The following is a 15205-nucleotide window of genomic DNA, read 5'->3' on the forward strand; positions in this document are numbered from 1 at the left end:
CCATATAAGATTTCCACTTACTTATGGTGCACTAATTCAGCAGAAATTATATTTACGAACTAAACTGTGCTTCGTATAACCTGCTATACCCTCCGCCACGCTCAATTAATTCAGCATGTGAACCTTGTTCTGCAATACCATCTTTATTTACAACGACGATGCGATCTGCATTTTTAATAGTTGCGAGCCTGTGAGCGATAACTAACGTTGTACGACCGACAGATAGTTCAGCAAGTGATTTTTGGATAGCAAGTTCCGTCTCTGTGTCTAGCGCAGAAGTTGCTTCATCTAAAATTAAAATTGGTGGGTTTTTCAAGAACATACGGGCAATTGCTAAGCGCTGCTTTTGTCCTCCTGAAAGTTTCACACCACGCTCACCAATAACTGTATCTAAACCATCTGGTTGCGAGTAAATTAAGTCCTCCAACTGGGCACGTTTTACCGCCTGCCAAATTTCAGATTCTGAAGCTTTTAAGTTTCCGTAAGCGATATTTTCACGAATTGTTCCTGAGAATAAGAAAACATCTTGCTGCACAATTCCGATTTGCTTACGAAGTGACGATAACGTCATCTCTTTCGTGTCAATGCCATCAATTTGAATCGATCCAGATGAGTGTTCATAAAAACGCGGTAATAAACTACATAGTGTTGTTTTCCCTGCCCCTGATGGTCCAACGAAAGCAACTGTTTCACCTGCATGTATTTTCAAACTAATATCGTTTAAAATCGGCTCTTTATTTTCATATCCGAACGTGATGTTATTGTATTGAATATCGCCGTGTACATGTTTAACTTCTATTGCATCTTTAGAATCTACAATATCCGGCTCTGTTTCCAGAAGTTCTACATATCTTTTAAAACCAGCGATTCCTTTCGGATAACTTTCAATAACCGCATTAATTTTTTCAATTGGGCGGAAGAAAATGTTCGTTAACAAAACGAATCCAATAAATCCACCGTACGTTAATTCACCTTGCAGTACGAACCATGTACCACATATTAATACAAAGAGTGTTACAAGACGCATCAGCATATAACTAATAGATGAATTTAACGCCATAATTTTATACGCCATTAATTTTGTTGTACGGAAACGAGCATTATTTACAGCAAATTGCTCTTTCTCAAACTTTTCATTTCCGAATGCTTGTACAACGCGGATACCACCAACATTGTTCTCAATACATGCATTGAAATCAGCAACGTCTGAGAATAAACGTCTAAACGTACCTGTCATTTTTTTGTTGAAGTAAAGTGCCAACCATAATAAGAACGGGATTACGAAGAATGTTAGAAGTGCTAACTTCCAGTTAATCATCATCATAAATGAAAATGCTCCGACTAAAGTCATAATGGCAATAAATAAATCTTCTGGTCCGTGGTGAGCAATTTCCCCAATTTCCATTAAATCGTTTGTAAGACGTGAAATTAAATGACCTGTTTTATTATTATCAAAAAATCTGAATGATAGCTTTTGAATGTGATCAAATAATTTCTGTCTCATATCTGTTTCAATGTTAATACCAAGCATATGCCCCCAATATGTAACGACATATTGCAAACCTGCATTTAACACATAAACTGCGAATAAACCGAAACAAGCCCATAAAATAAGCGTCCAGTTTTGCCCTGGTAATAACTTATCAATAAATTGATTTACGATAAGCGGGAAACCAAGTTCGAGTAAGCCTGCGATAACTGCACAGGAAAAATCAAGTATAAATAAACCTTTATACGGTTTATAGTAAGAAAAAAATTTACGTAACATATTTTCCCTCCCTTTTCCAAATTAAAAGACTCTCTAAATGATAACCATTATCAAATAATTATTCAAGTTATCCGTCTATGAAACTAAAAAAGTGAGCAAATCTAAAAAAGCCTAATCCCTCATTTATATCAATGAGAAATTAGGCTTCATTTATATATATTACTTATCGTATTCAAATAAATGTGCCCACTTATAACGTGCGGTCCTTCTATTTTTTCACAAATACATCTTTTAAACAATTCGAAACTTGTAATACCTTCGATACACCCTTTGCTTTTCTAAGTTCTTATCCGTTTATTTCCCACTGTGCAATAAACAGTTTAACTTGTAGATCTAAAGTTATATATTAACCCTCCCTAAAGTTTCCCCACTACATTTGGATTTGAAAATAGCGACGAACAATTTCTTCAATCTCATGTTTTTCTAGTTTTTCTTTTGTTTTTTCTTTTCCATCAACCATAATTAGCGTGTCTCCTAACAAAGTGATACGCCCATTTTCTGTCACTCTTGAAAGGAAATACATCTTGTTGAACATTGATTCTGGAGCTGTTTCAGTTAAGACACAGATTGGATGAATGTTCTCCAAGTTCCATTTATGGGAAGGCTGCTCAAATCGATATAGAATCTCCCATTCATCATCAGTCTTTTTTTGCAAATAATAAAACGATGTTGTTTCATCTTTATTTACTCGGTAAAGGCCATCACTATCTACAACTTCCTCTCCATTCAGCGGAACAGGAATTCGTGGCGAATTACCGCCCATACCTACATCCACCAAGTATTCTTTATTATCAATTGGTACGATTATGAATAAGTGAGCATTTTCAAGAGCCCAAATTCCTTCTCTTACATATACAGTTCCTGCCATAAGATACGGGTCAAAACCTAATTCTTTTAGCAGAAAATAAAATATTCCGTTTAACTCGTAGCACACGCCACCCTGTTTCGCATGAACAATTTTTTGATACAAATCTTCTTCACGCAAAGATAGCGGTTTTCTTGCCAGAATATCAAGATTCTCAAAATGAACGTTGAGTACATGTTGTTTTTGAAGATGAGATAAGTAAGAGAAACTTACCTCTCTTTTTTCAGATTGAATATGTTCTAAATATTTTTGAATATCCAAAAATCATCCACCTCATTTAACTTTTTATAATGTTTCTTTTCACACTCATATTATAAAATTGATTGTTGATAAACAAAAATATAAAATAACTATCATATTAATAACTTTGAGTATATAAGAGAAGGTGGACACATTTTATGGAATTACTGCAGCTCAAGTATTTTAAGACAGTCGCTCGTACGGAACATATAACAAAAGCGGCACAGGAACTTCATATCTCCCAACCAGCTTTAAGTGTTACTATCGCTCGATTAGAAGAAGCGTTAGGAGTTCCCTTATTCGATCGAATCGGAAGGCAAATTCGCCTAAACACTTTCGGAAAAGCTTTTCTCAAGCAAGTAGATACAGCCCTTGAGGCACTAGAAGTAGGCAAACGACAAGTTACAGACATGGCTGGATTAGAACGTGGAAGTGTTTTAATAGCTACTACGACCTTAAATCGAGTATCTGAATTACTAGCACCTTTTCTAGACTTATATCCACACATTAACTTCCGCATAACGCAAGCATCCACAGAAGAATTGAAAGTTCAACTTCTTGAAAAAGGCGAAATCGACTTTTGTCTTACTCCTTCACCTATTGATCGACTAGGAATCTATAGTCTTCCATTAATGACCGAAGAGATTGTACTAGCTGTGCCGAGTACACATCGTCTCAAAAATCGCCACCGTATCAAGCTAAGTGAAGTAGCAGATGATCCGTTCATCTCCCTAAAACCAGGATACAGCTTCCGTGAAATTACAGACAAGTTCTGCAGGCGGGCTGGGTTTACGCCCAATGTCGTATGTGAAGGGGATGAACCTGCAGCCATCAGCGGCTTAGTACGCACCGGTCTTGGTGTTGCCTTTTTACCAATTGCAGCACAAAAGGAATTACCCCCACTGACGCTTCTCCATATTGAAGAGCCCGTTTGCCAATGGACGCCTCATTTAGTGTGGAATGAAAAACACTACTTATCACTTGCTGCACAAACGTTTCGCGAGTTTGTTGCACAACATTATGCTCAAGTAAAACTGTAAATTGTAACAAAAAAGAAGAGGCTGTATAACTACAATGTTATACAGCCTCTTCTTTCGTTTCATTTTAATGATTACATCGCTTCCGAATCCCACTCATGCTCTTGCTGAACAAATACAACACCTAATTCATGATGTCCCCCGGCGTATAACGCCGTTTGAGCAAGACGAAGCTCACCATTTGTATCTACTACTTCTAATTTACAAAACGCCCCTGTCGTCTTCGTTTGAAGCGCATCATAAAACTCTTCGGTACTTCTTGGAATGACTCCATTTACTTTCGTAATAACTTCTCCAGGCTTTAAATTCATCTCCGCCCCAATTGTATTCGGAATTGTATCTAACACAACAAGTCCATCATTACGTGCTGCAAAGTATGCTGGTCTTTTCTCGTCTGCAATCTTCTCTTGCATCGAGATTGTAAAGCGCCCAAGCATTGCGACTCCCATCGCGATAATTGCGAGTACGTGCCACCAGTAACTTGCGACACCTAAAACGAGTACGAGCCCTGCTAATCCATAGACACGTCTTCCTGTAAATAATAAAGCTTCAGTCGGCTCATAACTTCTAACCTTTCTCATAAATCCAATTAAAAATGGAACGAGGAATAAAGAGTATGTAGTCGAACCTATTGAAACGACAGGCCACCAAGAAATAAATCCTGTCACCGCGTCTCCTGGTATAAGAATAAATACTGGTACAAGCCATAAACGATTTGATTCATGTAGTCCAATTCTCAAACCACGCTTACCCTTTTTAATTTTCGGCGTAGAATATCGCACTGCATTTTTAGAGATTAATAACCCCTCTACAACGAGCATAACGCCTAGTAAAATAGCAAGGGATACAATCGTACCCTCTTCACCTTCTCCAAGCTGTAAGAAGGAAACTGGCATCTTAGACGATAACAACACGAGTGCAATAGCGATTCCGAAAGTATAAGCTACAGATAAATATCGATACATAGCAGTTAATCCGAATAATAACGTCCAAAGTAAAATTGCCCATAAACTCGCTTTTGAAACAACAAGCCCAAGCCCAATCGTAATAATAGATACGATTAATCCGTACCCCATACCAGCAAATAGAGTTGTTCGTAGTTCAAACCAAATATCATATACTTTAAAAGAAAAATCTTTTCGTTCTCGTAATATACGTAAGTATCCAACGAAGATACTACTAATTAAAAATACATAGACAGCAGGGTGTAAGAAAAAACGTCCAACTGCTCGTAGTATTTCAAAAATCCATGCCTCCACGAATTCATTCACCACCATTTATATCATTCTTTCTTTTTATCTTATCATAACTAAAGAAACGTTTGTTTAACACATAAAAAAAATACAGGCATCAAAGTGCCTGTATTTTTTCTTATTTCGCTATTAATTTTAATGCCGTTTGTAATTGTAAATCATTTTCTCCAGAACGAATCTTTTCAATAATTTTATTTTGAAGCGCTTCAGCTGTCTTTTTATCGAGTTGTCCTGTTGCTTCCATCTCATTCGCATTTTGGAATGCTTTTAGTGCTGATTCTGTCTCTTTGCTAAAGTATCCATCTTCACGTCCTGGTACATATCCTAAGCTCTTAAGCATTTCTTGCGCATGTTTTACTTGTACATCATTTGAATTGTATGAGAGTGTCTTTTCAATTTGAATTGGTGTCGCATGATAATAATCTGGTTGCTTCACTTCTACAGTTGGCGCGATTCCTTTTTTATGAATCCAATTGCCATCTGGTGTTAACCATTTAAACATTGTTAATTTAATATTGCTACCATCTTTAAATGGAACAGCTTGTTGGACAGTACCTTTACCAAACGTTTTTTCACCAATTAAATCGTATCCTTCTCCCTCTTTTAGCGCACCCGCTAAAATCTCTGAAGCAGAAGCACTTCCATTATCAATTAATACTGAAATTGGATATGGCTTTCTTTCTTTCAATTCCGTAGAGAATTTCTTCTTCTCACCATTTCGCTGTTCTACTTGTAGCATTGGCTTTTTATCTGTCATGATGTCTCCTAGTATGTCTTCTACACTATTTAAATAGCCACCAGGATTGCCACGTACGTCAATAACTAAGCCTGCTATATGTTTCTTCTCTAACTCTTTTAACTGATCCTTAAATTCTTTCGCAGTATTTTCAGCAAAAGAAGTAATTTGCATATAACCGATGTCTTTTCCGCTCTCTTGCTTTACTGAACTAAATACAGTGAAAATCGGAATCTTTTCACGCTTAATTTTAAATACTATCGGATCAGCCACTCCTGCGCGCTTAATTTCAATTGCAACAGTCGTTCCTTTTTTACCACGAATTTTTAATACTGCTTCTTCACGTGATAAATCTTTCACACTATTTCCATCTACAGATAAAATTTGGTCATTCGGTTTAATTCCTATCTTTTCTGCTGGTGAACCTTTAATTGGCGATACGATAATAAGCTTACCGTCCGTTTTGTTCACTTCAGCTCCAATCCCTTCAAGTTCAGGATCTAGTGATTGACTAAACTGTTTTGCCGTTTCTTTATCCATATACGTGGAATAAGGGTCCTTCAGCGTAGACAACATGCCTTGTATTGCACCTTCAACTAACTTGTCGTCCTTCACGTCTTCCACATAACGTGAATCAATTAGTGCATACGCCTCATTAATTTTTGCCAAATTCCCTTGCGCTGTGCCAGCATTACCATTCGATACTGTTTGCGTTACATACGCTGGGTTTATCCCAAACCAGTACATACCACCAAACATCCCGCCAGCACCAATTAAAAATGCAACAACCATTCCAATAATTGCAACTCTACGTTTCAATGCGGAATTCCCCTTTCCAGAACACACAGGTGGTGTAGCAAAAGGCATCACACGATGTGTGATGCCTTTACCTATTTCTACTATATGATAAGCTTGTACGAATTATGTTTGCAACTTTTTATACTTTTAAGAAGCGACGAATTGACATTACACTTCCCCACATACCGATTAATGCACCGATTAACACTAATAAACCAGCTAATTGGAATACGAATGGGTTGTATGGTAGAAGCTCGAAAATTGTTCCTCCAAGTTTTTCATTAAACACACCTTGCAATGAATTATATATAACTAAAATTAGGCCAATTGGAATAATTGATCCTAATACTCCTAGGAATAATCCCTCTAACAAGAACGGCCAACGAATAAACCAGTTTGTTGCACCAACAAGTTTCATAATTTCAATCTCAGTACTACGAGCATAAATTGTAATTTTAATTGTGTTAGAGATTAAGAACATCGCTGTGAATAGAAGACCAGCAATTAACGCAATCCCGATGTTACGACCAGTTTTTACAGTATCAAATAATTTTTCAACTTGACCTTTACCGTATTGAACATTACTTACAAACTGCATTTTCTCAATCTTTTTCGCAATCGCCGCTGTATCTGTTGGTTCTTTCGCCTTTACAACAAATACATCTTTCAGTGGGTTATCTTGCTCAAATAACTCGAACGTTTTTCCACTATCGCCTAAGCTTTTAATTAAACGTTTCAACTCTTCTTCTTTAGAAGAATATTTAATAGAATCTACTTTCGCAATTTTACTCATATCTTCTTCTAATTTCTTTTGATCAGCTTCTTTTGCTGCCGGATCAATATGCACACGAATTTCTACATCTTGCTCTACTTTCGTCGCAAAATGGTTCATATTCATAATCGCTGCCAAAAAGACGCCTACAAGTAATAACGTAACTGTTACTGCACTTACAGAAGCAAATGTCATCCATCCGTTACGGGATAGATTTTTCACACCTTCTCGCAAATGTCGACTAAGGGTTTTAGCCTTCATATCCGTATCCTCCCTCAATCTCGTCTCGAACAATTTTTCCGCCTTCAATTGCAATTACACGATGACGAATTGTATTTACGATATCTGCGTTATGTGTCGCCATAACAATCGTTGTACCACGCTCATTAATACGTTTAAAAATACTCATAATATCAAGCGCTGTTTCAATATCTAAGTTACCTGTTGGCTCATCAGCAATTACAACCTTTGGTCTATTTACAATCGCTCTTGCAATCGCCACACGTTGTTGCTCTCCGCCTGAAAGTTCGCTTGGAAGTGCATCTGCACGATCATCTAGACCTACAAGACCTAACACTTCTGTAACACGTTCACGAATCGCATCTGGTTCTTCTTCAATTACTTCTAAAGCAAACGCAACATTCTCATATACCGTTAATTTAGGTAGCAATTTAAAATCTTGGAAAATTACGCCTAATTGACGACGGAAATATGGAACATCTCTTTCTGCTAATGTTTCAATTACAAGTCCATTTACATTAATTGATCCTGTAGATGGCTTCTCTTCACGATACATCATTTTAATAAATGTAGATTTTCCGGCTCCACTCGGTCCAACTACGTATACGAATTCACCTTGTTTAATGTTAACTGTGAGACCAGCAATGGCTTTCATACCATTTGGGTACTCCTTATAAACATTCGTCATTTTTATCATTATTTATCACCCAATACTTAATGATTTTTTTCGAAATACTTTTCTGTACATTTGAAAATAAAAGAAAAACCTTTATTTTCGCTCGACCATTCTTGTTGAAGGTAGCTTCCATACATGCTTTTTATTAGCAACGCTACTCTATGTAACATATTTCATCAAAATTCTACAAACCCCATTGTAACATCAATCGGTTTCCAATTCGGATACAATTTTGTTACAGTTATGTTACATCCCAAGAAAAGGTAAACGAGCTCATGTAATTACTTAACTCGAAGCACTTTTCGGTCAAGTTATACAATCAGCTCGTTTATTAATTACGTTTCTTATTTATGCTCCGCTAACCATTCAGCTACTTTTTTCGCATCTTCACCTTGAATAAGTCCAGGTGACATTGAGCCGCGACCTTTTTTAATAATTTCTTCGATATCTGCAGCGTCATACTTACTGCCTACTTTTCTTAAATCAGGTCCAGTTGCTCCTGCTAAATCTTTCGCGTGACAACCAGCACAACTTCTTTGGAAAATTTGTTCTGCACTATCTGTACTTGCAGACTGATTCGAAGACTTACTCTCTTCTTTATTTCCACATGCTCCTAAAGCAAAAACGACTGATGTCCCCAGCGTAATAGCCAACAATTTCTTTTTCACTTCTATCGCTCCCCATTGTTGATATTCTTTTCATTCATAACTAGACAATAATCTTCACAACACATTCAATATTCATTATAAGCATTATCTTTATATAGAAAAACCAAGGTATATTTCATATCTTTCACAAATATAGTGAAAAGCCTAATGAAATAAAGCTTTCACAAATTGTTTCAATTCTGTGAACACCTTAGAAAGTTCTATAAAGAACCTCTTTTTCCAAACAAAATCAGAAAAATCCCATATAAAGTTCTGCTCCATTACCGCTCTGTTTTACTATTTTCTACTTTTTACAAAACAATATACGGCATTATATGCTACATATAATCTCATCAAAAAGAGAAGTTGTCGCCTCCAACTTCTCTTCCTCTTTATTTCATCAATATAAATAAGATAAGCCTCTTTATATCCTCTTGGACCTCAGCATGTGCCAACAATTCTGTTGGCTTTTTCTCTTATTAAATACGAGAACGTAAATACGCATCAATAAACGGATTAATTTCCCCATCCATAACTGCTTGTACGTTACCAACTTCTGTATTTGTACGATGGTCTTTCACAAGAGAATACGGGTGGAATACGTAAGAACGGATTTGGCTGCCCCATCCAATTTCTTTTTGCTCTCCGCGAATCTCATCTAATTGTGCTTGTTGTTCTTCTAATTTCTTTTGATATAATTTCGCTTTCAGCATTTTCATCGCATGTTCACGGTTTTTAATTTGAGAACGCTCTGACTGACATGTTACAACCGTGTTTGTTGGTAGATGCGTTATACGAACTGCTGAATCTGTCGTATTAACGTGCTGTCCGCCTGCACCACTTGCACGATACGTATCTATTTTCAAATCTTCTGTACGCACTTCAATTTCAACTTCATCATTGAATTCAGGTACAACTTCACAAGATACGAACGATGTATGACGACGACCTGAAGAATCGAACGGTGAAATACGTACAAGACGATGTACACCTTTCTCCGCTTTCAAATAACCGTAAGCGTTATGACCTTTAATTAATAATGTAACACTCTTAATACCAGCTTCATCGCCCGGTAAGTAGTCAACCGTTTCTACTTTAAACCCACGTTTCTCAGCCCAGCGTGTGTACATACGTAATAACATAGAACCCCAGTCTTGTGACTCTGTTCCACCTGCACCTGGGTGTAATTCTAAAATAGCGTTATTTTTATCATAAGGATCGCTTAATAGTAACTGCAGCTCGTACTCATTCATTTCTTGAATTAAAGTTTTCACTTCAGATTCTAATTCTTCATGTAAATCTTCATCATACTCTTCTTTAAGTAGGTCATGCGTCATTTCTAAGTTTTCGAACGTCTCATCTAACTGACGGAACCTTCCAACCATATCTTTCAGCGCATTCGCTTCATTAATTACAGCTTGTGCGCCTTGTTGGTCATCCCAAAATCCAGCGCCCATCATCGTTTCTTCTAATTCTGCAATTTGTTTTTCCTTAGTAGGGAGGTCAAAGAGACCCCCTAAAAGCCGCTAATCTCTTAGCCATTTTTTCTAATTCTTGCCTAATTTCTACTAATTCCATTTCCTTCACCTCTATGTAATTGCTGTTACTTTCATATGAAAACAAGGGAAACTCTCTCCGCTTATTACAGAGAGAGTTTAAACCTTTGCATTATACATTTTTTGATGTAAAAGTTTGCAAAGCAGCCTGAACTACAGTTCCCTATTACTGTCCAATGCCACAACAGTTTTTATATTTCTTGCCACTACCGCATTTACATAAATCGTTGCGTCCCATTTGGTCACCTTTTACAACCGGTTTTTTCTTCGCGTCTTCGCCATCGCTTGATGGATGAACAGCTTCACCTTGAACAACTTCTTGGCGCTCTAAGTTTTGCTCAATTTCAGCTTTCATAATGTAACGAGAGATTTCCTCTTCAATAGAAGCGATCATCGACTCGAACATTGCGAATCCTTCCATTTGGTATTCACGAAGTGGATCGATTTGTCCGTAAGCACGTAAATGAATACCTTCACGAAGATGATCCATTGCATCGATATGATCTGTCCATTTCGTATCTACAACACGGAATACAACAACCTTTTCGAATTCACGCGTCTGCTCTTCAGGTAGAAGTTTCTCTCTTTCGTTATAACGCTCTACTAATTTCGCGATGATTGATTCGCTCATTTCTTCTGGAGCAAGGCGACGTAACTCTTCTTCTTTTACATCTCCTTCTTCAAGAAGGTTTGTATTTAAGTAATCGACAAGACCTTTCATGTTCCAATCTTCTTCGATTTCTTCTTGCGTATGAAGTGCAACAGCACGTTCTATCGTAGATTTCATCATACCTTCAATAATGCTGCGTAAGTTCTCTGAATCCATTACTTCTTGACGCTGCTTATAAATTACTTCACGTTGTTGACGAAGTACATCGTCGTATTGCAATAGCTGCTTACGTGCATCATAGTTATTTCCTTCTACACGTTTTTGTGCAGATTCTACAGCACGAGAAACCATTTTACTTTCGATTGGCTGTGAATCATCCATACCAAGACGATCCATCATCGCTTTCATATTGTCAGCACCGAAGCGGCGCATTAGTTCATCTTCCATTGATAGGTAGAACTGTGTTACACCAGGGTCCCCTTGACGACCAGCACGACCACGTAACTGATTATCAATACGACGGCTTTCGTGACGTTCTGTACCGATAACTGCTAGGCCAACGTTTCTAATATCGTCGCCTAACTTAATATCCGTACCACGACCAGCCATATTCGTCGCAATTGTTACAGCGCCTTTCATACCAGCTTCTGCAATGATATCCGCTTCACGCGCATGGTTTTTTGCGTTTAAGATATTATGACGTACACCTTTACGTGTTAACATTTTTGAAATAAGCTCTGATGTTTCAATTGCAACTGTACCAACAAGAATAGGTTGCCCTTGCTTATGACGATTTACAATATCCTCAACAACTGCATTGAATTTACCTTCCATTGATTTGAAGATTAAATCAGCACGGTCATCACGAATAATATCTTTATTCGTTGGAATTACGATAACATTCATATTGTAAATACTACGGAATTCTTCTTCTTCCGTTTTCGCTGTACCAGTCATACCAGATAACTTTTCGTACATACGGAAGTAGTTCTGGAACGTAATTGTTGCAAGCGTCATACTTTCATTTTGAATTTCTACGCCTTCTTTTGCTTCAATAGCTTGGTGTAAACCTTCGCTATAACGACGACCTTTCATAAGACGACCAGTGAATTGGTCTACGATTACGATTTCGCCTTCTTGTACAACATAATCTGTATCACGGTGCATAACAACGTGTGCACGAAGCCCCTGATTAATATGGTGAAGAAGTGCTACATGTTTTAAATCAAATAAGTTTTCAATATGGAAAGCTTTCTCTGCTTTCGTAATACCATCTTCAGTTAACATTACATTTTTCGTTTTCACATCAAATGAATATTCTTTTTCATTTTCTAATGTACGAACGAATGCATTTGCAAACATGTATAGCTCTGTTGATTTTTGAGCTTGTCCAGAAATAATAAGCGGCGTACGTGCTTCATCGACTAAAATGGAATCGACTTCATCGATGATAGCAAAATTAAGTGGACGCTGAACGCACTGCTCTCTATATAACACCATGTTGTCACGTAAGTAATCGAATCCAAGCTCGTTATTTGTGCTATACGTAATATCAGCAGCATAAGCAGCTTTTTTCTCTTCACGTGACATACTATTTAAGTTAATCCCTACAGTTAGGCCAAGGAACTCATGAAGTTGTCCCATTTCATTTGCATCACGTTGTGCTAAGTATTCATTGACTGTAACAACGTGAACACCTTTTCCTGTTAATGCGTTTAAATATACAGGTAAAGTAGATGTTAACGTTTTACCTTCACCTGTTTTCATTTCAGAGATATTTCCTTCATGTAAGGCGATACCACCCATTAGCTGTACGCCATATGGACGCATTCCAAGAACACGATTTGCTGCTTCACGAACAACCGCAAAAGCTTCAGGAAGTAGATCATCTACTGTCTCACCTTTTGTTAGACGTTCTTTAAATTCAATCGTCTTTCCTTTTAATTGTTCATCAGTTAGCGGCTTAATAGATGATTCTAATGCATCAATTTGCTCCACTGTCTTCTGCATACGTTTAATTTGGCGTTGGTTGACATCAAATACCTTTTTTAAAATACCGATCATAGGAAATACGCTCCTCTTTTATTAAAATAAAACTTCCGATTGCTTTCTTTTTCTCTTTACAATCAGTCGTTATAAAAATCAAATTTATGTTATGCCAATTTTTCTCCTAATTAAAAAAACTAAAATGTATAAACCTAATGATAATTGTAACACTTGTCTTGTAACTATGACAACAATCGTCCAAATGTCGAGCCATAGATTTAGAAAAAGTTTTTATTTTATTTGTTCCAACAAACTAATATTTCAAATTCACATTACAAATTTCGTATTAAATCTAAGTAGTATTCTTTCAAGTTCTCTTTTAAAGAAGATGGCTCAATTATTTTTATAGTTTTACCAAAACTAGCTAGATACGAGATGATAAAGTTGATTTCAGCAGGCTCATAAGTTCCTATTAAATATGTATCTTCACATTCTTCCCATAATTTCATCGAAGGGTATTGTTGTTGCTTGAATATCTCTATCCCCCTCGCAGTAATTGAGCATTTAAATTGAATAGCTTGTTCAGTTGCCTTCCAAAGACTATGTGCGTTATGTATATTTATATTTTCCAAATCCAGACTATCCTGAGCACCTACCATTTCTAACGACCTAATACGATCACAGCGAAACACTCGATAAGCCGCTTTATCTAAATCGTAAGCCTGGCAATACCAATAACCTTTCATTGCATAAATCGAAATCGGCTGAATACGGCGCATTGTCGTTTGTTTCGGTGTTACATAGTTTATAGTTAAAGCCCTATTTTGAACAGCAGCTAACAAAATCTCTTCTAGATAACCACATTCATGTGCTTGTTCCAAATGAAAAAAGGACACTCTTTTTTGCAAGTTTTCAATTTGCTCACGCTGTTTTGACGAAACACTATCTAAAAATTTCTTATTAATGGAACGAAACGAGATTTGAAAGGGAATACTTACAAAACTACTTAGTGCTTGCATTGCAAAATAAAGCGCAAAAACTTCATGGTTTGTAAATGAAATTGGTGGTAACGCCATCGTTTTTATTAAACGATATCCTCCATACCGACCATACTCTGCAAAAAGGGGTACACCCATTTCCTCTAATGATGCAATATCACGTAAAGCTGTCCTTTTTGAAATTTGAAATTCATCCATTAAATCTTTCAATGTGAATATTTGTTTTTGATTAATAAAACGTAGCATCTGATTTAAACGTTCAACTTTTTTCATAAATTCTCCCTATAGGTGTCGTATGTTGGCACCTTATATTTGTATAGTAATAAGTGTAAACATATATGAAGGAGGCAATACAATGAACTTTGAAGTAATCCCTTTTTTATCATTAAATGGGCAAGGCGCTAAAGCAATTGCATTTTACGAACAGTATTTAGGCGCAAAAGTTTTATTTAAAAAGAATTATAAAGAAATGAAAGAAATAGATCCTAATTTCACGTATAAAGAAAGCCAAGAACACTATATTACCCATTCCGTTTTACAAATTGGCACTAATAAAATTATGATTGCAGAACAGGCAGTGGATTCCACACGCCCTTGGCAATTAAGTAATAGCTCATCATTATGCATTCAATCTAAAGATTTCCAAACGATTGAAGCACTCTATCACAATCTAATTCAACATGATGAGGTTTATATTTTAACACCTTTTGAAAAAAACTCCTTCAGCCCGGGTTATGCCATTGTGCGAGATCCTTTTGGAATAGTAATACAATTGACCGTTACAAAACATGACTTCTAAATCTCATTACGAATGAGCCATTTAAATTTATATCAATATTACAAGATAGGAAGGCAAAAACATATAAAGCGAAACTTTAATCAGTGGGGGTTTTGTTCATCCCCCACTGATTATCAGCCTTCACCAATCGGGCGTTTACGGACAGCAGGGTCCCCACCTAACTTCTTTGCTCCAGCCGAATTTTGAGGTGGGAGTTTTACTGCCCACAAATAGCGGGATAAAAA

General features: G+C 36.8%; 12 protein-coding genes. 2 read left to right on the top strand and 10 right to left on the bottom strand.

What is annotated here, in order from left to right:
• Positions 1-52: 52 nt before the first annotated feature.
• Positions 53-1768 (bottom strand): ABC transporter ATP-binding protein, encoded by a 1716-nt coding sequence (locus EXW56_RS24670; protein ID WP_002112850.1) that lies wholly within the window; start codon positions 1766-1768, stop codon positions 53-55.
• A 370-nt stretch (positions 1769-2138) separates the two neighbouring features.
• The gene (locus tag EXW56_RS24675; protein WP_098988194.1) at positions 2139-2894 is read right to left on the bottom strand and encodes an arylamine N-acetyltransferase family protein; all 756 of its coding nucleotides are present in this window, start codon (positions 2892-2894) and stop codon (positions 2139-2141) included.
• Between the two features lie 137 nt (positions 2895-3031).
• Here EXW56_RS24675 and EXW56_RS24680 point away from each other — a divergent pair, with 137 nt between their 5' ends.
• Complete coding sequence (locus EXW56_RS24680; RefSeq protein WP_215557701.1) at positions 3032-3913, top strand: LysR family transcriptional regulator; 882 nt, start codon at positions 3032-3034, stop codon at positions 3911-3913.
• Positions 3914-3984: 71 nt separating this feature from the next.
• Here EXW56_RS24680 and EXW56_RS24685 read toward each other — a convergent pair whose 3' ends face one another.
• From EXW56_RS24685 to EXW56_RS24720, 8 genes are all read right to left on the bottom strand, one after another.
• Entirely contained in the window at positions 3985-5169 is a 1185-nt protein-coding gene (locus tag EXW56_RS24685; protein WP_215597043.1) for a PDZ domain-containing protein, read from the bottom strand.
• A gap of 112 nt (positions 5170-5281) precedes the next feature.
• Positions 5282-6718 (bottom strand): S41 family peptidase, encoded by a 1437-nt coding sequence (locus EXW56_RS24690; protein WP_087945842.1) that lies wholly within the window; start codon positions 6716-6718, stop codon positions 5282-5284.
• 118 nt (positions 6719-6836) lie between these two features.
• On the bottom strand, positions 6837-7730 hold the full coding sequence (ftsX, locus tag EXW56_RS24695) for a permease-like cell division protein FtsX (protein WP_002112857.1): 894 nt from the start codon (positions 7728-7730) through the stop codon (positions 6837-6839).
• Positions 7720-8406, bottom strand: a complete 687-nt coding sequence (gene ftsE / locus EXW56_RS24700) for a cell division ATP-binding protein FtsE (protein WP_033714061.1) — start codon at positions 8404-8406, stop codon at positions 7720-7722. The genes ftsX and ftsE overlap by 11 nt, the downstream gene beginning before the upstream one ends.
• Before the next feature lie 323 nt (positions 8407-8729).
• A complete protein-coding gene (cccB, locus tag EXW56_RS24705) occupies positions 8730-9053 on the bottom strand; it encodes a cytochrome c551 (protein WP_002034763.1) in 324 nt (107 codons plus the stop codon).
• Positions 9054-9511: 458 nt separating this feature from the next.
• A protein-coding gene (gene prfB / locus EXW56_RS24710; RefSeq protein ID WP_098988193.1) for a peptide chain release factor 2 occupies positions 9512-10610 on the bottom strand; the annotation gives its coding sequence in 2 pieces (ribosomal slippage) (positions 9512-10537 and positions 10539-10610; 1098 coding nt in all).
• Between the two features lie 144 nt (positions 10611-10754).
• Positions 10755-13262: a preprotein translocase subunit SecA gene (secA, locus tag EXW56_RS24715; protein WP_002112864.1), complete on the bottom strand. Its 2508-nt coding sequence runs from the start codon at positions 13260-13262 to the stop codon at positions 10755-10757.
• A 254-nt stretch (positions 13263-13516) separates the two neighbouring features.
• The gene (locus tag EXW56_RS24720; RefSeq protein WP_002112865.1) at positions 13517-14455 is read right to left on the bottom strand and encodes a helix-turn-helix transcriptional regulator; all 939 of its coding nucleotides are present in this window, start codon (positions 14453-14455) and stop codon (positions 13517-13519) included.
• Between the two features lie 82 nt (positions 14456-14537).
• On the opposite strand from EXW56_RS24720, the gene EXW56_RS24725 reads away from it, so the two are divergent.
• Positions 14538-14981, top strand: coding sequence for a VOC family protein (locus tag EXW56_RS24725; RefSeq protein ID WP_002198855.1), 444 nt, complete (start codon positions 14538-14540; stop codon positions 14979-14981).
• Positions 14982-15205 lie beyond the last annotated feature (224 nt).

It is taken from the genome of Bacillus mycoides (genome assembly GCF_018742245.1).
GTDB lineage: Bacteria > Bacillota > Bacilli > Bacillales > Bacillaceae_G > Bacillus_A > Bacillus_A cereus_U.

Bases quoted from the DNA above. Each gene is read 5' to 3' on its own strand.
- EXW56_RS24670 (WP_002112850.1), bottom strand. From the start codon at position 1,768: ATGTTACGTAAATTTTTTTCTTACTATAAACCGTATAAAGGTTTATTT.
- EXW56_RS24680 (WP_215557701.1), top strand. From the start codon at position 3,032: ATGGAATTACTGCAGCTCAAGTATTTTAAGACAGTCGCTCGTACGGAA.
- ftsX (WP_002112857.1), bottom strand. From the start codon at position 7,730: ATGAAGGCTAAAACCCTTAGTCGACATTTGCGAGAAGGTGTGAAAAAT.
- ftsE (WP_033714061.1), bottom strand. From the start codon at position 8,406: ATGATAAAAATGACGAATGTTTATAAGGAGTACCCAAATGGTATGAAA.
- secA (WP_002112864.1), bottom strand. From the start codon at position 13,262: ATGATCGGTATTTTAAAAAAGGTATTTGATGTCAACCAACGCCAAATT.
- EXW56_RS24720 (WP_002112865.1), bottom strand. From the start codon at position 14,455: ATGAAAAAAGTTGAACGTTTAAATCAGATGCTACGTTTTATTAATCAA.
- EXW56_RS24725 (WP_002198855.1), top strand. From the start codon at position 14,538: ATGAACTTTGAAGTAATCCCTTTTTTATCATTAAATGGGCAAGGCGCT.